Genomic DNA, 21,922 nt, shown 5'->3' with positions numbered 1-21,922 from the left:
AAGCGCCCACATTCCGCCCTTGGCGGCAAACCACCTGCCGTGATCTACTGGCAGCGAATTGAAACAACTAACCCCGATCAGCAGGCCCAAAAAGTAGCTTAATTTACGCCAGAAGCTGTCCAACAAATGGGGAGTAGCTCAACCTGCGACAAGTCTCGCGGATCGTATTTCACCTGTACCTTGCCCTGCCCGCGTCCGACCAGCGACGCAAAGACACCGCTCCAGTAGTGTACCCCGAAGAGCGTGATCCCGGTGCGCCCGAGCTGGCGCCACTCGAAGGGCAGGAAGCTGGTCCGAAAGGCCTCGACATCGACAACCTGGCGTCCAGCAGTATCGCCGCCCATGTCCGCCCAAGCCGCAAGCGGCGTTCGCCCGAGGGCTTCGTGAACCGTATTGTGGTAGCGGCAGATTTCCAAATGTAGCCAGTCCTCGAATTCGACCAGAGTCAAGGACGCATGCTTTTCGCTGTCATAGTTGCCCTTCTCGACGATTGAGGATTGCGTTGTCCCGGGCAGCACATGAACGGCCCCCATTGTCGTTCCGATCAGCCGTTCGACATGGCCGCCGTAATGTTTGCCGCCAAGCGGACGATACTCGACAGCAATACCCCAATCCTCGCAAGCCGTTTTGAACGCGTCGCTGTGGAACTCTTGCGCATTGTCGACGTGAATCGCCTTCGGGATACTGGCCGTCGGCCAAACCACCTGTTCCAGTGTTCCCGGGACGTGGATCGACTTTCGGCGGACACAATGATCGAGACATAATGCGATGGACAAGACTGACGGCTCGTCGAAAGTGACATAGACCCCGAGAACGATCCGGCTTGCGACATCGATGGCTACTGTCAGAAAGGGGCGCGCTAGCGGCTGTCGGTTGACGTGATCGACCAGCATGATGTCCGCCGTCGTGTGATCAATTTGAACGACCTCCAGCGGGGCCGAAACTTTTAGGCGGCCGGGACGCGATGCAAAGACCTTGTCAGCCTCCTCGGCCCCGCGCCGTTTCCGAAAGACGTCCCTTTGATCCATAGCATCTAGACGGGCTTTCACCGTTCTCCGGGTCGGCGGCTGAAACCCCTTCGCCTCACACTCGGCACGGATCTCACGCCAAATTCGCAAAAAGCTCGAGCGCTCGCGGACCAGATAGTAGCGCTGCAGACTCTCATCGATAATAAATTCGACGTCTTGGGCAACCCGTTTCGACCCATGTTTTGGCCCGCGACGGTCCAACTCCAATGCAGTCGCACGTGCATCGTTCTCTCTCAAGCGCCGGTAGATCGACCAAGTGTGGCTTTTCGCCAAACCCAGTTCCCAAGCAGCATCTCAGATAGCGGCGCTGATCGGCTCACCTCGCTTCTCAATCTCCAGAATCGGCCGAAGAACCGCTGCACGATGTTTCGCAATATGCTCGCTGGCCACGTAAATCCCCCGCCCAAAGAGGCCGACACTTATCCACAGTTCCGACCGTACGGCAATTAAGGGTACAGTATGAAAATTAGGGGTACAAACAACCGTTGATTTTATGGGACGAGTTCAGACCGGATTCTGATTAATTTGGGTACAGTGACAGTCGGACACGAAACGCAATCGGCACATTCTAAACTGTTGGATTGGATGCCCCTCCTGCCGGTTCATTATGGAACCGTACAAGCTACCTTGGTTTGGATGTATTGTAGGAGGAACAGAGGAGCCGTCACATGTCCAGTCCAGAAGAACGAGGAGACTTCAGAAAATCTCGGCCGTCGCTTCGATTTCAACAAGAGCTTCTTTTTCAACCAAAGCTGTGACGACAACCATCGTCATGGCCGGGAAATGATAGCCCAAGACGTCTCGATAGACCTCGCCGACCTCTGCTTGTTTCTCAAGGTACTCTTGTTTGTCGGTAACATACCAAGTCAGCCGCGTAATATCGGTCGCCTCGCCTCCTGCTTCTTTCACCACAGCGAGGATGTTCATCAAGGTTTGCTTTATCTGACCGACAATCTCGTGACTTTCAAAGCGTTGGTCAGCTGTCCATGCGGCCTGACCCCCGATGTATAGCGTACCGTTTTTCGTAAGGACGCCGTTGGCATATCCCTTTGGGGCCTTCCAGCCTGGTGGTTGGATAAATTGGTGTGCCATGGCAAATTCCCTAAGATTTAGAGTAGGTTAATAAAGAAGGTCTAGACAAGCGCACCGCTTTCCTCACGCGTATGAAGAATCGGGAAAGACGGCTTTGCCTGTCTGGGACCTTACTAAAATTGGTTTTAAGTTCGGCTACATTTTGCACTCTACAGCATATGCGTCGCCATGCTGTTTGAGGACCGGGCCAATCAGTTTGTTAGTGTAGGTGTCCCCTTCTTTGATCACCTCACGAACATAGATGGTTTGAATGGGGTGGTGATTGGGACCAAATGCAAAATCACCGCGCGTTGAAGCAAAGTTTGCCGCCCGCAGCGCCTCACGGAACGCCGCAGTATCGGATACTTCCGCAACCTCTAGCGCGCTGAGGATCAGGTTCGCGGTATCAAACCCCTGACTGGATTGAAGCGATGGCAGGCGGCCATATTTTTCAAGATAGGTAGCGACAAATGCCTTGTTCGCATCGTTGTCCAAATCCTTGTTCCACTGGGATGTGTTTTTAACACCCAATGCCGCATCTCCAACGGCCTGAAGGATGTTCTGATCAAATGAAAACGCGGGCCCGACAAGTGGCAGATCAATGCCAGAACCAGCGTATTGTTTGAGGAACGAAATACCCATGCCACCAGGCAAGAAGAAAAAGACGCTATCTGCACCCGATGCGCGGATTTCGGCGATCTCGGCGGCGTAATCAGTTTGGCCAAGTTTGGTATATATCTCAGCGACAACTTCACCCTTATACATCCGCTTGAACCCGTTGAGTGCATCTTTGCCTGCTGGGTAGTTTGGGGCCATAATTAACGTTTTGCTGTGACCCGCATCAGTGGCGTAAGATCCGGCTGCTTCGTGCAGATTGTCGTTTTGCCAAGCCACATTGAAGTAGTTTTCATGGCAACCCTTGCCCGCAAGTGCAGAAGGGCCCGCGTTGGGAGAGAGGTAGAACACACCTTGGGCAGTTGTCGCCGGAACCACGGCCATAGCAAGGTTTGACCAAATGATACCTGTGAGGATATCAACTTTTTCGGACTGGATCATCTTGTCTGCCAGTTGCACGGCGATATCAGGCTTGCGCTGATCGTCTTCGATCACCACTTCAATGTCGGTTTTGCCTGACTGCTCAATGGCAAGCATAAAGCCGTCACGCACGTCAACGCCAAGCCCGGCACCGCCACCGGAAAGCGTTGTGATCATCCCGATTTTGGTCTCTGCAAAGGCAGGCAGGGCAAGTGTTGCCAAGCCCGCCGCCATCACGATTGATTTAATGTTCATTCCCAATCTCCCTGTTTTTTTGATTGCTAAACGCGATCGTTTCCATCCCAAGTGAGTTTCGCCAACACGTCATCCACTGGTGTTTCCACCATGCGGGCAAAGCTGTTTGACAGTGCCTTCATCGCAATGCCGACTAGTATTTCGATAGATTGTGTTTGTGTAAAACCCGCATCAAAAAATTCCTGCTTAGATGCTGCGCTTACCTTGCCACGTGTTTCCAACGTTTCCTCGGTAAACCTGCGCAACACTTCCAATCGGCCATCTGGTACCGGCTGTTCATCGCGAATTGCCGTGATCGCCTCTTTATCAAGTTTTGCCATCCGCGCGCCTGACGTGTGAGCAGGAACGCAATACGCGCACCCATTACGCACGCTGGCTGTCAAGAGGATCAACTGCTGCTCCGCAGGAGAAAAGCTGGTCTTGCGCAAGATATCAGTCAGGTCCAGATACGCGTCCAGAACCGCAGGTGCATTTGCCATCTGGCGGTAGAGGTTCGGTAAAAAACCTCCCATGCTGTCGCTCACTGCTTGCAAGCGCGCACTTGCCCCCTCTGGGGCGGATTCTGGTGTATGAAGTTCGAATTCCACTAGTCTTCCTTTCTGTGGGTAATTTCTGCAGTCAGTTTGCTACGGATGACTTTCTTGGTGGGCGTCATCGGCAATTCGTCAAAAACCTCGATCCGTTCGGGCCATTTGTATTTGGCAATTCCGGCGCGGTTCAGCTCTTGGGTAACGTCGTCCAGCGTCAGGGTCTTATCCGGCGCAAGCGTAACGCAAAGGCAAGCCCTCTCGCCCAAGATCGGGTCTGGCATGGGAACCACCGCACAATTGGTGACGGGTTTGAGCGCGAAAACGATTTTTTCGATTTCAATCGGGTTATACTTTACGCCGCCCCGATTGATCAGCTCTTTGGTACGACCAGTGATGCGCACAAAACCCTGTACATCAATGACTGCCAGATCACCTGTCGCAAACCATCCATCTTGTGAAAAGCTGGCGGATGTTTCGGCGGCTCGATTTAAGTAACCATCAAAGACCGACGGCCCGCGCACTTCCAACGAACCTTCTTGGTCCGCGGGTTGCGCGACACCCTCTTCGTTCAACACGCGGAGTTCGGTTCTGGGAGAGGCGCGCCCACAGCTCGCAACTCTGGTTTCAACCGGATCATCCGGTCGACCATAACACCCTGCTTGCAGTTCGCTCATGCCCCATAATTGCACCACGCTGCCGTTTGGCATTTTGTCATCCACTGCTTTGGCCAGTGCCGGCGGAACCGCAGAACCTGAAAGGCAGACAAGTTGCGTCGTCTTCAACAGGCTTTCGTCGAGCGCATCATTGGCAACCGCCGCTGCAAAATGTGCAGGTGCTGCATAGATATGGCTGGGCTGGGCTGTACGTATGTCATCCAAAACCCGATCGGGATGGAACGCCGCCACAAGATGTTGCGAGGCCCCCGCAGCAAGGGCCATGTGCAATGTAAACAAACCATAAAGATGTGACATAGGGGCCAGCGACATGACCCGTGCATCAGGTCCAATCTGCATTTCATGTGCCGCAGCATGCGCGTTGTTAAGGAACCTTGAATAGACATGCGGCACGCCCTTTGGTCCAGCCGTCGTACCAGATGTATAAAGCAACAAGTAACGATCACTTGGGGATGATCTTATGACATCTTCGGCCTTTGCATCAGTGGAGGCGAGATCTGCAAAGCTCAGACAGCCATCCAAAGGTTCACCCAACGCAATGACATGTTGAAGTTTGGGTAACTCTGAACTCACACTCAGAACATCCTCTGCACGGCTTTGCGAAGGGACATTTGTAACAATGACAGCTTTTGCGCCAGCGTCCGCAAGCAATCCGCGCAACTCGTTGCTGCGGTAAGGCATGTGTAGGGTTTGAAAAACCGCACCCCGTGCAGCCACCGCCAGAAAGCTGATAACAAAGGCTTGAATGTTGGGTAATTGCACGCCAACAACATCCCCTCGCCCGATCCCCAAGTTGGCCAAGCCCGATGCAACTTTGCCAACCTGAACGGCCAGTTCGCCATAGGTTGTTGGTCCCGCTTCGCCATTCAATGCGATCGCGTCAGGGGTAACTGACGCATGGTGAGTCAGCCATTCTGTCAGGGTCTGGTCTTCATCAATTGGCACAGCATATTCTCCTTTAAGCAGGCTTGAACTATGTCTTTGTGTGACGCCCCGGTGCGGCTTTGCGTTGCAGATCAATCATGCGTTCACGTGATTTTTCTGCCTCGCGGAACGCCTGAACAGCACCGCTGACATATTGCTTCGGCCACATGTTTTCGTTTCGCGCGCCATACCAGGCGGCAGCCTGATGCGTGAAATACGGGTTCCACAAATGGGGCCGCCCCAAAGCAACCAGATCGGCACGTCGCGTGTGCAGGATGGTATTGACCTGTGCAGCTTCGGTAATCGCGCCAACAGCCATCGTTGCCATGCCCGTAAGATTGCGCACGGCCTCGGCCAAATGGGCCTGAAACATGCGACCATAAACGGGTTCCTGATCGGGAATGGTCTGTCCGGCAGAAACGTCGATCAGATCACATCCCGCTGCCTCAAATGCGCGGGCAATGGCGAGCAGATCAGCTTCGTTCAAGCCGCCTTCTTTCCAGTCGGTGCCAGACAGACGTACTGACATCGGGCGATCTTCGGGCCAAACGGCGCGCATGGCCTCGAAAACCTCCAGCGGGAAACGCAGACGGTTTTCAACACTGCCGCCATATTCATCGTCCCGCAAGTTGGTGAGCGGCGACAGGAAGGATGCAAGCAGGTAGCCATGGGCACAGTGCAGTTCCAGCAGATCAAAACCCGCACGGGCTGCGCGATTGGTTGATGCGACAAACTCGGCCTTGATCCTATCCATGCCAACGCGATCCAGTGGTACGGGAACGGCGCTTTCGCCTTCAAACCATGGTTGGGCCGAGGCCGACGTCAAAGGCCAATTGCGCTCTTTAGCCTTAATGGGGTGATCCATCTTTTCCCAGCCAAGCTGGGTTGACCCCTTGCGCCCAGCATGCCCCAGCTGCATCGCAATCTTTGCGCCGGTGTTGGCATGTATGAAATCAACGATCTCTTTCCATTGGCCCTCTTGCCTGTCACTCCAAATGCCCGGACACCCTTCGGTAATCCGCGCGTCCGCAGAGGTGCAGGTCATTTCAGTAAAGACCAAACCCACGCCGCCGGTCGCATGACTGCAATAGTGCATCTTGTGCCACTCGGTCAGGTTACCGTCGGTGTCCGCGCTATATTGCGCCATGGGCGACATCACGACGCGGTTTTCAAGTGTTATGCCGCGCAGCGCAAACTTCGAAAACATCGGCGTTGGCCGCGACTTGCGCAAATCCTCGCCCGTTTCAGCCAGATGCCGACCATACCATTCGTCATCCACCCTCTCTACGAAATCAGGATCGCGGACGATGAGATTATCGTAGGTGATGGACTTGGCTCGGCACATAACGACCATCGCAAACTGATAGGGATCCATGTCCCAAGATCGATCCATATGTTCAAACCATGACAGGGACACATCCGCATTATGTTGAATGATCTGGCAGGGCGTCCGTCGGGCATCGTCATAAGCCTGAAACGCGGCCTGAACATCCGTTTCTGCATGGGCGACCAATGCATCGGACAGACCAATCGCACATTCCATCGCAAGTTTAGTGCCCGAGCCGATCGAAAAATGCGCGCTGGCCTTGGCATCGCCGAGAATAACAATGTTATCGGTGTACCAGTTTTCGCAGAAGATACGTGGAAACTGCCGCCAATGAGATCGGTTCAACATCAACGGATGGCCCTGCAGCTCTGCCTTGAAAATTTCCTCCAGCTTGGCTTGGCTATCTTCTTCATCAGTTTCGCTAAAGCCTAGCCCTGCCCAGGTTTCATCGCTCATTTCAAACACCCAGGTCGAATGTTTGTCTTCGTACTGATAACAATGGGCAACCGCAGGACCATGGCCGGTTTCGCGGAAGAAATAGTTGAATTCGCCCATTTGCCGGGTCGACCCCATCCAGCAGAACCTGTTGCTGCGCAATGTGTTGGTAGGCTGGAACCCGTCCTTATAGTGCTCTCGAATGGGTGAGTTGATACCTTCGCCTGCGACAATGACGTCGCTATCCGCAAATCGGGTTTTAAGCTCTGCGGGATCAATGGCGACGCCAAAATGCAATCCAACCCCTACTTCTGCGCAACGTTGTTGCAGCAATCGCAAAAGCGTGTGGCGCGACATCCCGCAGAAGCCATTTCCACCTGCGCGCATTTCATGATCTTTGAAATGCACGGCAACGTCGTCCCAATAGGCAAACTCGTTGCGCATCAGCTCAAACAGAGGTCTGTCCCGGCTAAGAAACTCATCAAGAGTGTCGTCGGAAAAGACCACCCCGAAACCAAATGTGTCATCCGCTTGGTTTTGTTCGTAGACGTCGATGTCCCAAGCGGGTTTTGCTTTTTTGGTCAAGAGAGCAGTGTAAAGCCCCCCCGGTCCACCGCCAACAATTGAAATCTTCACGTGGTACTCCTCAGAATCAGTCTGCAATATGCTTAATATGTGCTATAGCACATATATCGATTGTGAGTCGCGAAAATAGTAACCTTGTGGTAATGCAGGCGCATACTTGTTCAGAGAGCCAAAAATGAATTCCAATGCCGTCATTGAAGAAACCGAGCCCGCATGGCTCGATCAACTGGAACCGCCAGAGCTTTTGATCGTGCTCGCGGGCCGCCAAATGCAAGACATGATGAATGCCGAGCTTCGCCGTCATGGGCTCAAGCTTGTTGAGTGGCGTATCCTGCAGGGCTTGAAACCGGGTGGGACCGTTACGATTTGTGATCTCGCGGAAATGGCCGTTGCGGACAGAACAGTCGCTAGCCGACTTGTTGACAAGCTGTCGGAACGCGGACTGCTCCTTAAGAAAGCGTTGAAAACGGACCGTCGATTTGCACAGGTGTCTCTTTCTGCGATGGGGCGGAAGCTGCTTGATGCTGCCGAACCAGACGTTCGCCAAGCAAGAGAGCGCTTGTTTGCAGGCATGTCATTTGGAGAGGCCAACGCGCTGAACAAAACCCTAATGAAATTCATCTCGAACACGAAACTAAACTCTCGCGCAAGGCGCTGATTGTTGGTAGCAATGATGTGGCGCGGAGCTTGAGGTCACGACACCGACGACTTACCGCAAATCTGTAACCGGGCCACAAGTTTAAATCTCCGCACAGCAGACGGTTCACAAAGACATTTGTCACGTTCGCTAAAACGATGCGGACGCGCCTTCGCTTGGCCGTGAAACCAGCCTATAGATTGGCTGGAAAAACGAAGTTTCTTTTGTCGAGCGGAGAATAAAATCTTGGGAAACGGTGAAGATCGAGACTCAGCAGAAGTCCCTGAGCAATCTTACGAGTTGCTCGATACCCTATCGCATTTGCTGCGCCGGTCACATTTTCATGCTGAGGGGCTTTTCTCCAAAACACTTGGCCAGTTTGGGGTAACGTCGCGCCAGCTCGCTTTGATGGTTGCGGTGTCGCAAAATCCAAATGCGTCGCAACGGTTGGTCGGAGAATTGATTGCGCTGGATGAAAATTCGGTCAGTGATCTGCTAAGGCGTATGGACAAGAACGGATTGATTGAACGCCATTCCTCTCGCGAAGATGGTCGGAGCAAACTTATCCGGTTGAGCGAAAAAGGCCATGAAATCCTCGCCACAATTTACGCTGAAAACCGGGCTTACCAGGACCGCTTAACGGACCGCCTGAACGACGATGAAACAGAACAACTCAGAGCGCTGTTGCGGAAAATGTTGGGGGTTTAGCCAAAGTGGGCCCTAAACAAACAACTTGACTCGACGCGCCGGTGATCACTTAATACGCATACGTAGTAAAAGTGAGCGCCGCATGGCAAACCTAAAACCGACCAGGACATCTGTTGGGGTCATTGGCTATGGCTTTATCGGTCGTAGCATTGTGGAGCGGCTGAAAAGTGATCATCAGAACTTTGAGTTAGCCTTTGTTCACAGCAGACGGCGTGCGCAGGCCGACGACATCCCGGATGAGCAGTTTCTTGATGACTTGGGTTTGGCCGGATCAAGGGGTGCGGACATGATCGTCGAAACCGCCCACCCCCAGATTACAATCGAACACGGCCTGCGCTTTCTGGGCCATTCGGACTACATGCCTTTGTCGACAAGCGCCCTGACAGACAACGATTTACACCAAGCACTGCTGGATCAGGCGCGCACAAGCGGGACACGCCTTTTGCTGGCAGCAGGTGCCCTGATCGGTGGAGAAGAGTTGATCAAACGCAGCGTTCCTTGGGAGCGGGTACGCATCACCTTTCGCAAACACCCAAAGAACATCGACTTTGCGGATGTGGCTTTGAATGCTTCCGACATCGACGCCCCTACCACCATTTTTGATGGTCCGGTCCGCGAGATCGCGCGCAAGTTCCCGCGAAATGTGAACACGATGGTTACGGCGGCGCTTTTGTCGACGGGTGTTGATGCCTGTGAAGGTGCATTGGTGGCCGATCCAAGCCTCAGCTGCGCCATCGCGGAGGTCGAGGCCTGGGGCCGCGACGGGAGCTATATCCGGACCGAAAAACAACAACCCGCGCAAGGAGTCTCGGGAACTGAAATGATCGATTCTGTTTGGCATTCAATCATTCAGGCAAGCGGCGCGCCGGGGCAAGTTCAACATCTGGTCTGACGCGGTAACAACGTGAAATAGGAGGAGTAGAATAATGAAAAATGGTATTCTTGCTGCAGGAATTGCAGTGATTGCGTCTTTGGCCATTGCCGGGGCAACCGCAGCACAAGACAAGTCCGTGGCGATTGCCAACCTTGGGCCGCATCCGGCGTTGGAAGCGGTTGTGAGCGGTTTCAAGAAAGGTATGGAGGACAGCGGATATTCTGAGGGTGAAAAAGTCGGATACGCCTATCAGGACGCGAGTTTCGACCCTTCAGTTGTGGCGCAGATCATCACCACCTTGGAAGCCGGAAACCCCGACCTGTTTCTGACCGTGACAACACCGATCAGCCAAGCCGCGCGACGGGTGGTGCAGGATAAGTCGATCCCGATCGTTTTTGCCCCTGTTACCGATCCGGTTGATGCTGGCATTGTGCCCGGTTGGGAGGGCGGCAGCGACCGTTTTACCGGCGCCTCGAACCTGCAGTCGATGGAGACTGTTTTTGGGTTTGCAAAGGACCTGCTGGGGGATGTGAGCAAGGTCGGGATGTTGTTCAATCCCGGCGATGCAAATGATATGGTAAACGTCAGTTATGCTGAAGCCGCCGCCAAGGAAATGGGTATTGAACTGGTCACAGTCAGCGTTGAAACAACTGCGGATATTCCGGTGCGGGTCGACGCGTTGAAAGAGACCGATGTGATTTATCTGATCCCGTCCAGCATGTTGCAGCCCGCGATGCCAGCGGTGGCCGCAGCGGCGCGACGGAACAAAGTACCGGTCATCAACGCCTCACCTCAAGGTGTGGCGGATGGACAAATCCTTGCGTCAATGTCGGTGTCCTGGTTCGAAGTCGGGCGTCAGGCAGGCCTGCGGGCAGCACGGATTTTGGATGGTGAAGCGGTCAGCGCAATAGACGTCTACCGCCCCTCGCCCGAAGATCATTCTCCTCTGATCAGTGCCAAGTTCATGGAAGAAACCGGCATGTCGCTTCCCGCTGGGTTGGCAAACTGCAAGTGTGTAAAGTGACCATGCCCGAAACGCAGGCCGGTGTGCATGTCGCGGGCCTGCGAAAGACCTTTTTTCCCGGAACGGTGCAGGAAAAGACAGCACTGAATGGCGTTAGCTTTGATCTGGCACCCGGTGAGTTTGCGATTGTTATCGGCAGCAACGGAGCCGGGAAAAGCACCACGTTAAACGCGATTTCAGGCGAATTGCCGCTGGATGCAGGCACAGTCGCCATCAAAGGCCGGGATGTTACAAAACAGCCTGCTTTCAAACGCGCGGGCGTCATGTCACGGGTCTTTCAAGATCCTATGTTGGGCACTGCGGCCTCTCTCACGATTGAAGAAAACCTATCGATTTCTGCCCGCCGAGGCGCAACGCGCAGTTTTCGTTCCGGATTGAAAAAGGCGGATCGGGACCGGTTTCGTGCAGCACTTGAAGTGTTAGGTCTTGGGCTGGAAAACCGCATGCAGGATCAGGTTTCATTATTGTCGGGTGGCCAACGGCAATCGCTGACCCTGATCATGGCCACGATCAACGCGCCAGACTTGCTGTTGTTGGATGAACATACCGCTGCGCTTGATCCCCGGGCCGCAGAGCTGGTGGTGAATGCAACCCTGAAAACGGTAGGACGACAGAACATCACAACCCTGATGATCACCCACAATATGGAGCAGGCCATCGCCCACGGAGACCGTTTGCTGATGATGCATGAAGGTCAGGTCATTCTCGATCTGGACAGGGCGGAAAAAGCGAAACTGACCAGCGCTGACCTTGTGTCACGCTTTCATGATGTGGTGAGCGACCGCATGTTGCTGAACTGAGGCCTTGAGCATTGGATATTCTCGCAACCTATTGGAACCTTATCCCGGTGAGCCTTGCGCAGGGGGCGGTGTATGCTTTTGTCGCGCTTGGCGTCATGATCCCTTTTCGGTTGCTTAACCTGCCCGACCTGACGGCCGAGGGCAGCTTTCCCTTGGGGGCTGCTGTATGTGCTGCGATGCTGGCGGCCGGTTTTGGGATTGCGCCAGCGATGCTCTTTGCCGTGCTGGCGGGAGCCTTGGCCGGGGTGGTTACCGCAGTCATCCATCTGACGTTCAAAGTCACCTCCCTGCTGGCGGGGATTATCGTTTTGACGATGCTGTTTTCCGTCAACATCCGCGTCATGGGCAAGCCAAACACAGCCCTGTTCAGCTATGAAACGTTGTTCACGGCGATGCTTGGGTCGGACGGCGGCTCACCGCTCACCCAGTTTGCCTTGCTTGCGGTCTTGTTGGCGCTGGTCTGTGGGACGCTTTATTGGTTTTTGCATACGGAGCTTGGCCTGGCCATGCGCGCAGTAGGCTCGAACCAGTTGATGGGCCGTGCCCAAGGGTTATCAACCTCCAAATACGTCATCGCAGGGTTGGCAATGGCGGGGTGTCTGGCAGCACTGGGGGGCGCGACGATGGCCCAGTATCAAAGCTATGCAGATGTGAACATGGGTGTTGGTGTTTTGGTGATCGGATTGGCTGGCACCATTCTGGGCGAAGCGATCCTTGGCCGTGACAAACTGCTCCGCCAAATTCTCGCACCGATTGTGGGTTCCCTGTTCTACTTTCAGTTCGTGGCGATGGCCCTGAGCCTTGGCTTCAAGCCGTCTGATCTCAAGCTGCTGACCGGCCTGTTTGTGCTATGCGCTTTGGGTTTTCCAATCTTAAGGTCCAGATGGCGCAGCCGCGTTTGAGTGGGTGCTGAAAGGAAGGGTGTTTTTCACCCGAAGTTTGCCCTTTGCTAAGACGTTACGGATGCTCAAATGTTTCAGGCCGAAGGATGATATCGAAATGGTGATAGTCCTGAACAATCTCCAGGCTACCTTGTATCCCGTTGGACTTTAGATGCGCGTAGTATTCTTTGCTTTGTCGGACAAACTCCGCCGTGTCATTTTGCGCGACAACAACTTTGGCCTTGGAACACACCGCAGGTTTAAAATTCATCGGTGAGAGCGCGCGGACATCCTGTTCCGTCAGGTTGAGCGGCTTGTCCACCGAGGTAAAGCGGATCGGTTCGAGATCGTAGATGCCGCTGATCAGAATGGCAGACTCGATCGTCACGTGGTTTTGCGCAAATACGCCATCCAGATCATTGATAAGCATTGCGGCCAGTTGGGCACCGGCACTGTGGCCGGAGATAACGATACGTTTCGGGTCAAAACCTAACTCTGCCGCTTGCCCCTTTAGCCAGATAACCGCGCGGGCGCATTGATCAACCATGTCGCGGATGTGACCCGCTGGCGCAATTGTGTAGTTCAAAGTTGCAAAATTGCTTCCCGCTGAAAGGATCGAAGGGGCCATGGACGCCGCTTCACGGTGGCTTAGCTGCTGCCAATATCCGCCGTGGATAAAAACATGCAAAGGCGCGTCCGGCAAAGAACAAGGGAAGTAGTCAAGCGTTTCATCCTCATGATCGCCATATCGCAGCATTTCCTGAACAGGATGTTGCGCGCGCGCCTTTTTACTCTCATCCACATAACGTTGCAAAAAGACGCTCAGGTCCTCTTCCATCATCGAACTTGGTGAATACTCTTGCTCAAGCTTGGCACCTGAAAAACCGCGGTAGGTCATGACTTTTTCGCCTTATAAAACATATCAGAACGCACATCATAAAGATCGTGAAAGAACCGAAGGTCCAACGCCTTTTTGAGGAACGCAACACCTGAGGAACCACCGGTGCCGTGCTGCATCCCGATCACGCGCTCAACCGCGGCGGCATGATCATGCCGCCACCGCTGAAACAGGGTTTCCACATCCAACAGGGCCTCGGCAAGGCAATACAGATCCCAATATCTTTCGGTATCAAGATAAACCTGTTTCCAGATTTTAACGATACGATCATCACCTGCGTAGGGTTTGCTAAAATCACGTTCCAGCAGGTCAGCCGGGACATCAAAGCCTTGGCGGGCCAGCAACCGGATCACCTCATCGTAGACCGCGGGTTCTGCAATATCTTGTTCAAGCATCTCTGTGACGTCAGCGTCGTGTTTGTGGACACTCAACGTTGAGCGGTCCCGATTCCCGAGAATGAACTCGATCCGGCGATAGCCATAGCTTTGAAAGCCTGAACTGCTGCCCAAAGCATCGCGGAACAGCAGGTAGTCCGCAGGCGTCATGGTCAGCAATGTTTCCCAAGACACAATCAATTGCCGCTGAATCGATTTGATCCGTGCCACGTGTTTGATGGCAGGGCCGAATTTGTCAGCGCGAAGATCATCGCGCATGGCTTTGATCTGATAATGCAGCAGTTTCAGCCAAAGCTCGCTGGCCTGATGAATGATGATGAACAGCAATTCATCGGGTTGCGGCGGATCCTGAAATGTCTTTTGCAAGTTCAGCAAGGTTTTGAGCTGCAGGAAATCTCCGTAGCTTGACCGTTCTTCACCGGCGAAATCCGTGACGAGGGTATCTTCGATGCCCCGTTCCAACATCTTATCTTTGCTTTTCTCGCCAGTCATGTTCATTCCCTTTTTATGCCGCTTTGTGTTCAATCATCATGTTCTGCAATTGCGAATAACACTGCAGCGAAAGCGCAGCATGTGTCCGAAACAGCGCCAGTGCCTCGTCAGTGCGGCGCTCCAATGCAGCCTCCATCAGATCGGTGTGTCCTTGCGCACCCATACATTGGGCAAGCAGTTGATCCACTTCTGCGATGATTTGGGTTTGCGTCTGCGCGGCCTCTCTCAGGCCCAACAGGATATTGCGGTGATAAAGCTGCAACTGCGCATCAATCTGGCTTCTTAGGTGGATGAGCCACTCTGATGTTCCCGCAGATACCAACGCATCATGAAAACCCTGATGCCGGATTTCCCAACGCGTCAGGCCGTCCTCATCCATTGCCAGATTAGGGACGGGAACACGGTTCAACTGATATGCAGCCGCCACAACGCGACCTTCCCAATCTTCATCGCCATTACGGATTGCAAGATCCAGCATCTCTGTTTCAATCAGCGCTCTGACCGCACCAAGGTCGGTCAGCTCCTCACTTGAAATGGCAGTAACCGCAAATCCGCTATTAAAGGCGACCTGCACCAGTTTTTCGCTCAGCAGCCGTGTCAGGCCCTCGCGAATGGGCGTCAACCCCCAGCCAAAATCCCGCGCCAAAGCAGAGGCCCGCAAGGGGCTGCCGGCGGGAAACTCACCCTTCAGGATTTTGTTCCGAATGGCCTGATAAACTTTTTCAGCGGAGGAAAGCGTCATAAGATCACCTTTATATGAATTCATGTATTGTATAATATTTATACTTGATCAAGTGATATTATATGATTTATGGATAAGCACCCTATTTGGGAGCGGACCGAAAATGATAACCAGAAATGACTGCCTTGAGCTGGACCAGGTTGATCCCATGGCCGCAACCCGTGATCAGTTTTGCTTGGATGCAGGCCTCATCTATTTGGACGGCAACTCTCTTGGTGCGCAGCCAAAAGATGCCGCCGAAAAGTTGGAGACGACGATCACTAAAGAATGGCGCAGCGGCCTGATCCGCAGTTGGGGTGCCGCAGGTTGGTACACGATGCCCGGAGATCTTGGCGACAGGATAGGCAATTTGATAGGTGCAGGGCCGGGGCAGATGGTTGTCTGCGACACCACTTCCATCAATATTTACAAGGCATTGCGTGCCGCGATGCATATGCGAAATGATCGCCATGTCATTGTGTCGGAAACCGCAAGTTTCCCAACCGATCTTTACATGATCGAGGGCGCGATGAAGGCAAAGCCCGGCACCTACTCGACCCGCTTGCTCGCAAATGCGGATGATGACATCGCGGACCTGATTGACGAGGATGTTGCCGTCATCCTGCTGTCAAACGTCGATTACAAAACCGGTAAGCTGCACGATATGGAGCGGGTTACGAAGCTGGCGCATAACGCCGGGGCGCTGATCATCTGGGATTTGTGCCATTCCGCTGGTGTCTTGCCGATGGACCTTGATGGAATCAACGCGGATTTCGCAGTCGGATGCACTTATAAATACCTGAATGGTGGGCCTGGCTCACCAGCATACATCTACGTGGCCAATCGGCATCAAGAGGTTGCAACCCAACCGCTATCTGGGTGGATGGGACATGCGTCGCCTTTTGCTTTCGATCCGGCTTATACGCCTGCAACAGGTATCAACCGGTTCCTCTGTGGCACTCAACCGGTTTTGTCGATGAAAGGTGTGGAGATCTCACTTGATCTTTTTGACACCATGGACATTCAAAGCATCCGCGCCAAGAGCCAGAAAATGACCCAGTTGTTTATTGATCTGGTCGCGCAACACCCAAGCTGTAAAGCACTGAAACTTGTTTCACCAACTGATCCGCTGAAACGCGGCAGCCACGTTTCATTTGAGTTCGAGAATGGCTACCCGGTTATAAAAGCAATGATCGAAAAGGGTGTTATCGGTGATTTTCGGGCTCCCTCAATCATGCGGTTCGGTTTTGCGCCATACTATCTGGGCTTTGCAGATATTTTTGATGCTGTAGAAATCATGGCCGACTGTATCGATAAAAGGGTTTGGGCCAAGCCGAGATACAGAGAGCTTGACGTGATTACTTGATTTTCCCGAAAACAGCTGCCCCGGTTTTATCCAGCCAACAATGCCCGTTGGGGCGTTGATCTATTAGGCATACGGAAGTGTTGTTAATATAGATGTGACAGTGGCATCAGTTTTGACCGCATCGGGCACATCGACAGAAAGTGGTGGAACAATCTGAACTAGAGCGATCACGCCGTTAAGAAAAGACTCCTTGGCTATCGACAAAATTTTCATCGGCTAGGGCGACCCTATGCAGCATTGAGACGATCCGAACAATCAAACGATGGCCAAATATATTATAAGCAACCGGGTGTCGCAGACGAAATTGAGTTCATCGATACCCTATACGGTGCCGTCGCATAAATGAGGTGAAGGCTGAAGCCGGTTCAGCTTTGTCAAAATTATTGCAACAGTCCCAGTTCAGGCGAGTGTTAAGGCCCCCGGTCTGCACCGGGGGCCCTATTGCGAACCGCGCAGACTACTGTGGGTCGCGTATGGTGATCGCAGGGTTCATAGGGAAGAAGTTATGCGGCATGATATGCACCGTCTTCCATTCCGTTGACATCACGGGCCAGTCTTCGGTCCGCGGCACATGGTGGAACCCTGCCGTAAACCACGTGACAATATCCTGATCCTGCAACGGCTTGTCATCCTTTACCCATTGAGCCAGCGTATCGGACCCGTCACTTTGCAAGGCGAATTTGCCACCCGCATAGCGTTCAGCCGCATCATGCACAGTATTCCAAACCGAATTCTCGATATAGGCGTTTCGGATCATCGGCGGGTCATTTTCAAAATCAAACGGCCCATAGGCAACGCTGCCGTGATGGATCATATAAGCAGGGTTATGTCCCAATGGTCCCTTGCGATCAGGGTTCTGTAACATGAAATAACGCGGCTTGAAGGATGAGACCTGATACGTAGCCTCCATCTCGGATTTCGGCATGCTGTGCTCGACCTTCCACAGCGACCGCCGGGGGCTGTCATCGGCAACGTCCGCAGCAACGATATCCATCGTCATAAATCGGTTGCTTGGTTGGTCGATGTCAAAATCAATTCGGAAATTGAAATAGTGATCGTGATTGGCCGCCACCAGATTAGGGGCAATCAAGGTGCCATATTCGGTTTCCGCCGCCGCTGTTGGATCATCCATCGACGTGGCATTGGCCCCTTTGACTCCGTCCAAGCCAGTCGCCCCGATCTTGATCTCGATCTGCCCATTTTGTTTGAAACGGTAGTCGATTAGGTAGTCATAATTGCCAACTTCAGACGCGGTGCGTACCACCAGTTCCGTCTCTGGACGTCCTTCGGCAGGCAAGTATTGATCCGGGCCCTGCGCAAAGACTTCGAAATGCCGCCATGCCGGGTCACCGATATTGCGCTCGAAAATACATATCGCATCTGGAATTTCGAATGGGTTGCCACCATCATCCGCGATCATCGCAGGCAAGAAGGTTGCGTAACTTGGACAATCAATACCCGCCACCAAAGGCGTCAGGAACAGGCCAAAACCGTATTCGCCACTGTCCATATAGGTGCGCCAATACAGGCCCTCGCTGGGATCCATATAAGGCACGAAAACTTCGGACAAATGCGTTTGATAGATCAACGAGCGCCATTCATTGCCGTCTTTGACGTCAATGTTCGACAAGACAGGGCCGGGCCGTTTGTCTACCCGCAGCCGCATCCGCCACATGTCCCATTCCAGCGCACCATTGTTATAGGTAAAGTTTGCGCCGCCCTCTTGCGAAAGGATGGCCGGGTTCATCTCGGGCCGCTGGCCTGTGCGGGCCTCGATCTCTTCTCCGGTATATCCCCAGCCATCTTCCGGCACAGCAATGAGACCCTCATCAATCACCCGCAAGGCGGTCCCGCTTTGCAGATCAACAACGGCATAAATGCCTTCAATCGGTTTGGCATAGAAGTTGGACCCGTCAGGGTTCACATAGCACGGCACCTTCATCAGGCGGGTGCCATCATCCTCATCGTTAAAGAAATTCCCGGCGGTCAGTGGCAGGCAGAACACCTGCTCCGGCGTCAAACCACGTTTCTCCAGACCCGCAATCATATCTGGATGGGTCAAAGCGGCACCCATCGCATTGGCAAATTCAGCAAACAAAATCATTGGCTGCCCTTCGACCGGGCTGCTTCCTTCGACCTGTCCGCTGGTCAGGTTCACCACTGCCTCAATAAACCCCGAACCATCGGCGTTGGACATATGTACCATCGCCCGCCGGTCCAACTGGTCACCCTCCTGCCAGGCGAGCACGTCAGCCTTGGGCGGTTCGATGAGTTCAATCAACGGATAAAGTGTGTCGTCCCCGGCCAGACTACCAGCGCGCAGGATTTCGTTGATAGTCAGGTATTCCGGGCCGGACAGCCCATCCAGCGGATGCGCCATCGCGCCCCCCGCCAGCACGGCAAGGGCTGCACTGCCCCCAAGTATGGTTTTGCGTAACATGTTTTCTCCTTCATGAAATTTGTGTTTCCAAGTGCCCGCCCCGACCCATCGAGGCGGGCGGCAGAACATTTGATCAGGTCAAAATCACTTGAATTTGAGTGTATTCCTTGAGGCCCTCTTCACCGAACTCAACACCAAGTCCTGATTTTTTTGCCCCACCAAACGGTGCATTCGGCTGAATCATCCCGTGGCTGTTCACCCAGACCGATCCACATTCCATCCGCAGCGCTACCGATTTGGCCGTCGCGATGTCGCTAGACCAGACAGACCCGCCCAATCCCACATCCAGCGCATTTGCCTGCATCAGGGCATCTTCCAGATCCGTGTATCGTATGATGGGCAGGGCTGGTCCAAATTGCTCTTCGTAAACCAGCGGATCATCCGCCCCCATTCCAGCGATGATCGTGGGCGGATAGAACAAGCCCTGCCCCGGCACCCCGCCCAGCAAGACCTGCCCGCGTTCCTTGGCTTGCTCCACCAAACGCGACAGCTTATCAAACTGCATCTGGTTCTGAACCGGGCCAAGCACGCTGTCTTCCAGGGTGCCCTCGCCGACCTTGATGTTTCGCGCAAAGGCCACCAGAGCTTCACAAACAGCATCATGGATATCGTCGTGCACATAAAGACGTTTCATCGCCGCACAGGTCTGACCATTGTTGACGAAGGCGCCCCAGAACAGGCCCTCTGCAATCTGCTCGGGGTTCGCGTCGGGCAATACAATACCGGCATCATTTCCGCCCATTTCTAGGGTCAGCCGTTTCATCGTTTCAGCGCCAGACTGCATGACCTTCTGGCCTGTGCCGCAAGATCCGGTAAAGACAATCTTAGCAATACCCTTATGACACGATAACGCCGCCCCCATGTTGAACGCGCCATCCTGACAACTGACGGAATTCACCACACCTACAGGCAGAACTTCGTTCATCAACTCAATCATCCGCAGCGAAGCCAGCGGTGTCAGGGGCGACGGTTTGCATACAACGGTATTGCCCGTGCGCAGTGCGGGCAGAATGTGCCATACCGCGATCAGCACCGGGAAGTTCCACGGGGTGATCGAGCCCACCACCCCCAACGGTTTACGGTACATCTCAACCCGGCCCTCGTCGGTGTCTTGCAGAGTTTCCATTGGCAAAGACAGGCCCGCAGTATAGCGCGCCCACGCAACCGCGCCGCCCAATTCCCAGCGTGAGCCTATCCCGCCCAAGGGCTTGCCTTGCTCAGCAGTGATCAACTGTGCAAGCTCCTCGCTATGTTCCTCCAGCTTGTCAGCCACCGCGCTACAAGCCGCTGCCAGTTCAGCATCAGATTTCGCCGACCACAGCGGAAAAGCAGCCTCGGCCGCGGCAACCGCCCGGTCAAGCTCGACCTGCCCAGCTTGGGGGGCTGTGCCGACCACACCGCCTGTGGCAGGGTTTGTTACGTCAAAGCATTGTGTGGTTTTCGCTCTTTCGCCCCCTATGATCATTCCGATCGCGTCATTTATATCTTTCATGATGTCCTCCAAATTTCCATAATCGGCGGGTGCCAATTATGCTCCCTGGAAGACAAGCTAGGCACTCATTTGACGTACATCTTGGACCAACGCGACAGAGCTATTGGGCGATCGCGCCAGCCGTCTGGCTACGGCTTTTGACCTCTCCGGGTGTCATGCCATAGCGTTGCCGGAAGGCACGGTAGAAGTGCGAGAGATCATTAAATCCGCAGGCATAGGCACAATCCACCACTGATACCTCAGCCCCCTCGTCGCGCGACAGATCCGCATAGGCCTGAGACAGGCGTTTTTGAACCAACCTTTGCCCCGGCGTCTCACCTAGCGCCTCAAAGTATCGCTGCAAACTGCGCAACGAGACACCCAACCGCAATGCTAATGCCCCAGGCCCAAATTCCGGATCGCGGTAATGGCGTGCGATTAGCCCCAAAGCCCGTTCAATTGTTTGCCCACGCGGGTCGGTAACTTGGCTGCGGCGTTCCTGAAAATAAGCGCCCATCAAGCCATAGAATGCCTCACTTAACTGCCCACTTGCTTCGGACGAACTGCGCAGCATCTTCACCAGTACCGCCCGCATCGCCAGCCACAATGGATCGTCCCTGTCGATAGCGATACCGCCATCGCATGCCGTCCCAAAGCGCCCCAATATTTCATCACGCGGTAGATGAATAGAAACCTGATGGGTCAATTGCCCGTTGTATATAAATTTCGATGGCTGAGTTGCGTCGACAATAAACATATCCCCCGGCGCAAGCATCGTGGACGTGCCATTTTGATGCACAACGCATTGGCCAAAATCCTGTATCAGCATGAAAAAATGTTCACCCGGGTCGCGCCGTATACAGGTTCGTGTGCGTGCCGCCATGGCCACGTCCTGCGACACCAGCGCAATGTCAAAACCACTTATCTTTTGTTTGCGAGCCAACCCATGCGATGGCCCGCAGCGATAGGGGGGTTCAATCTCGAAGGCACCACAAATCTTGTTAATGTCATCACGCAGCATTTCAATCGGAATGACCGCTGATGTGATACGGCTCAGCGCTTGCATCAAAGCACCCCCTTTTATTGCCCAGACAATCTGCACGCGACACAGTGGATACTACTGCGTGAATTTGCATGCATCAAGCGCGCTGCCAGTTGGGCGCGGCAGCTGTATTTCCATGTATGGACACATATGAACCCGGCTGTTCGCAATGCCATCCTTCGGTCTGGGTAGGCTTCACGATGGTTCACGTATGTCTCACTTTCAATGCGCCCCGAAGTATCGACGCCGAGACCTCTGATGGAATTTCGCGTGCTTCTTACTCCTTGTATCCTAGGCATCGGGTTTCGC

General features: G+C 53.8%; 19 protein-coding genes. 7 read left to right on the top strand and 12 right to left on the bottom strand.

All coding sequences use genetic code 11. The features are described 5' to 3' along the window. Positions 1-98: 98 nt before the first annotated feature. From OS190_RS19510 to OS190_RS19485, 6 genes are all read right to left on the bottom strand, one after another. Entirely contained in the window at positions 99-1,301 is a 1,203-nt protein-coding gene (locus OS190_RS19510) for a TnsB C-terminal domain-containing protein (protein WP_267160379.1), read from the bottom strand. 423 nt (positions 1,302-1,724) lie between these two features. Then, a complete protein-coding gene (locus OS190_RS19505) occupies positions 1,725-2,120 on the bottom strand; it encodes a RidA family protein (protein WP_267160378.1) in 396 nt (131 codons plus the stop codon). Positions 2,121-2,255: 135 nt separating this feature from the next. Beyond that, positions 2,256-3,389 (bottom strand): ABC transporter substrate-binding protein, encoded by a 1,134-nt coding sequence (locus OS190_RS19500; protein WP_267160377.1) that lies wholly within the window; start codon positions 3,387-3,389, stop codon positions 2,256-2,258. A gap of 26 nt (positions 3,390-3,415) precedes the next feature. After that, positions 3,416-3,913, bottom strand: coding sequence for a carboxymuconolactone decarboxylase family protein (locus OS190_RS19495; protein WP_267160376.1), 498 nt, complete (start codon positions 3,911-3,913; stop codon positions 3,416-3,418). Between the two features lie 62 nt (positions 3,914-3,975). Next, positions 3,976-5,538, bottom strand: coding sequence for a class I adenylate-forming enzyme family protein (locus OS190_RS19490; protein ID WP_267160375.1), 1,563 nt, complete (start codon positions 5,536-5,538; stop codon positions 3,976-3,978). A 28-nt stretch (positions 5,539-5,566) separates the two neighbouring features. Then, on the bottom strand, positions 5,567-7,915 hold the full coding sequence (locus OS190_RS19485; protein WP_267160374.1) for an oxidoreductase: 2,349 nt from the start codon (positions 7,913-7,915) through the stop codon (positions 5,567-5,569). Positions 7,916-8,039: 124 nt separating this feature from the next. Here OS190_RS19485 and OS190_RS19480 point away from each other — a divergent pair, with 124 nt between their 5' ends. The 6 genes from OS190_RS19480 to OS190_RS19455 all read left to right on the top strand — a co-directional run bounded on the left by OS190_RS19480 (position 8,040) and on the right by OS190_RS19455 (position 12,809). Beyond that, positions 8,040-8,522, top strand: coding sequence for a MarR family winged helix-turn-helix transcriptional regulator (locus tag OS190_RS19480; RefSeq protein WP_267160373.1), 483 nt, complete (start codon positions 8,040-8,042; stop codon positions 8,520-8,522). 225 nt (positions 8,523-8,747) lie between these two features. After that, the gene (locus OS190_RS19475; protein ID WP_267160372.1) at positions 8,748-9,209 is read left to right on the top strand and encodes a MarR family winged helix-turn-helix transcriptional regulator; all 462 of its coding nucleotides are present in this window, start codon (positions 8,748-8,750) and stop codon (positions 9,207-9,209) included. Positions 9,210-9,291: 82 nt separating this feature from the next. After that, positions 9,292-10,101, top strand: a complete 810-nt coding sequence (locus OS190_RS19470) for an aspartate dehydrogenase domain-containing protein (RefSeq protein ID WP_267160371.1) — start codon at positions 9,292-9,294, stop codon at positions 10,099-10,101. Positions 10,102-10,135: 34 nt separating this feature from the next. Further along, complete coding sequence (locus OS190_RS19465; protein ID WP_267160370.1) at positions 10,136-11,107, top strand: ABC transporter substrate-binding protein; 972 nt, start codon at positions 10,136-10,138, stop codon at positions 11,105-11,107. Between the two features lie 2 nt (positions 11,108-11,109). Then, positions 11,110-11,907, top strand: a complete 798-nt coding sequence (locus OS190_RS19460) for an ABC transporter ATP-binding protein (protein WP_267160383.1) — start codon at positions 11,110-11,112, stop codon at positions 11,905-11,907. 11 nt (positions 11,908-11,918) lie between these two features. Further along, a complete protein-coding gene (locus tag OS190_RS19455; protein WP_267160369.1) occupies positions 11,919-12,809 on the top strand; it encodes an ABC transporter permease in 891 nt (296 codons plus the stop codon). A gap of 55 nt (positions 12,810-12,864) precedes the next feature. Here OS190_RS19455 and OS190_RS19450 read toward each other — a convergent pair whose 3' ends face one another. Genes OS190_RS19450 through OS190_RS19440 form a run of 3 tightly spaced genes read right to left on the bottom strand, consistent with a single transcriptional unit; the run spans position 12,865 to position 15,315 of the window. Continuing rightward, positions 12,865-13,686 (bottom strand): alpha/beta hydrolase, encoded by an 822-nt coding sequence (locus OS190_RS19450; protein WP_267160368.1) that lies wholly within the window; start codon positions 13,684-13,686, stop codon positions 12,865-12,867. Then, entirely contained in the window at positions 13,683-14,573 is an 891-nt protein-coding gene (locus OS190_RS19445) for a tryptophan 2,3-dioxygenase (RefSeq protein WP_267160367.1), read from the bottom strand. Before OS190_RS19445 ends, OS190_RS19450 begins: the two co-directional genes overlap by 4 nt. Before the next feature lie 13 nt (positions 14,574-14,586). Continuing rightward, positions 14,587-15,315, bottom strand: a complete 729-nt coding sequence (locus OS190_RS19440; RefSeq protein WP_267160366.1) for a GntR family transcriptional regulator — start codon at positions 15,313-15,315, stop codon at positions 14,587-14,589. Between the two features lie 103 nt (positions 15,316-15,418). On the opposite strand from OS190_RS19440, the gene kynU reads away from it, so the two are divergent. Next, the gene (kynU, locus tag OS190_RS19435) at positions 15,419-16,660 is read left to right on the top strand and encodes a kynureninase (RefSeq protein ID WP_267160365.1); all 1,242 of its coding nucleotides are present in this window, start codon (positions 15,419-15,421) and stop codon (positions 16,658-16,660) included. Between the two features lie 457 nt (positions 16,661-17,117). Here the strand turns inward: kynU and OS190_RS19430 are convergent, their stop codons facing one another. The 3 genes from OS190_RS19430 to OS190_RS19420 form a co-directional block, all read right to left on the bottom strand. After that, complete coding sequence (locus OS190_RS19430; RefSeq protein WP_267160364.1) at positions 17,118-19,100, bottom strand: copper amine oxidase; 1,983 nt, start codon at positions 19,098-19,100, stop codon at positions 17,118-17,120. Positions 19,101-19,173: 73 nt separating this feature from the next. After that, the gene (locus tag OS190_RS19425; RefSeq protein WP_267160363.1) at positions 19,174-20,592 is read right to left on the bottom strand and encodes an aldehyde dehydrogenase family protein; all 1,419 of its coding nucleotides are present in this window, start codon (positions 20,590-20,592) and stop codon (positions 19,174-19,176) included. A gap of 100 nt (positions 20,593-20,692) precedes the next feature. Next, a complete protein-coding gene (locus tag OS190_RS19420) occupies positions 20,693-21,637 on the bottom strand; it encodes a helix-turn-helix domain-containing protein (protein ID WP_267160362.1) in 945 nt (314 codons plus the stop codon). Positions 21,638-21,922 lie beyond the last annotated feature (285 nt).

The sequence above is a fragment of the Sulfitobacter sp. F26204 genome (assembly GCF_026410305.1).
GTDB lineage: Bacteria > Pseudomonadota > Alphaproteobacteria > Rhodobacterales > Rhodobacteraceae > Sulfitobacter.
Note: the sequence above shows the minus strand (reverse complement) of the source record. Positions and strands in the feature narration are given on the sequence as shown.

Excerpts from the sequence above, each read along its gene's own strand:
- OS190_RS19445 (WP_267160367.1), bottom strand. The coding sequence starts at position 14,573 with ATGACTGGCGAGAAAAGCAAAGATAAGATGTTGGAACGGGGCATCGAA.
- OS190_RS19505 (WP_267160378.1), bottom strand. The coding sequence starts at position 2,120 with ATGGCACACCAATTTATCCAACCACCAGGCTGGAAGGCCCCAAAGGGA.
- kynU (WP_267160365.1), top strand. The coding sequence starts at position 15,419 with ATGATAACCAGAAATGACTGCCTTGAGCTGGACCAGGTTGATCCCATG.
- OS190_RS19500 (WP_267160377.1), bottom strand. The coding sequence starts at position 3,389 with ATGAACATTAAATCAATCGTGATGGCGGCGGGCTTGGCAACACTTGCC.
- OS190_RS19480 (WP_267160373.1), top strand. The coding sequence starts at position 8,040 with ATGAATTCCAATGCCGTCATTGAAGAAACCGAGCCCGCATGGCTCGAT.
- OS190_RS19420 (WP_267160362.1), bottom strand. The coding sequence starts at position 21,637 with ATGCAAGCGCTGAGCCGTATCACATCAGCGGTCATTCCGATTGAAATG.
- OS190_RS19465 (WP_267160370.1), top strand. The coding sequence starts at position 10,136 with ATGAAAAATGGTATTCTTGCTGCAGGAATTGCAGTGATTGCGTCTTTG.
- OS190_RS19470 (WP_267160371.1), top strand. The coding sequence starts at position 9,292 with ATGGCAAACCTAAAACCGACCAGGACATCTGTTGGGGTCATTGGCTAT.
- OS190_RS19425 (WP_267160363.1), bottom strand. The coding sequence starts at position 20,592 with ATGAAAGATATAAATGACGCGATCGGAATGATCATAGGGGGCGAAAGA.
- OS190_RS19430 (WP_267160364.1), bottom strand. The coding sequence starts at position 19,100 with ATGTTACGCAAAACCATACTTGGGGGCAGTGCAGCCCTTGCCGTGCTG.
- OS190_RS19460 (WP_267160383.1), top strand. The coding sequence starts at position 11,110 with ATGCCCGAAACGCAGGCCGGTGTGCATGTCGCGGGCCTGCGAAAGACC.
- OS190_RS19440 (WP_267160366.1), bottom strand. The coding sequence starts at position 15,315 with ATGACGCTTTCCTCCGCTGAAAAAGTTTATCAGGCCATTCGGAACAAA.
- OS190_RS19450 (WP_267160368.1), bottom strand. The coding sequence starts at position 13,686 with ATGACCTACCGCGGTTTTTCAGGTGCCAAGCTTGAGCAAGAGTATTCA.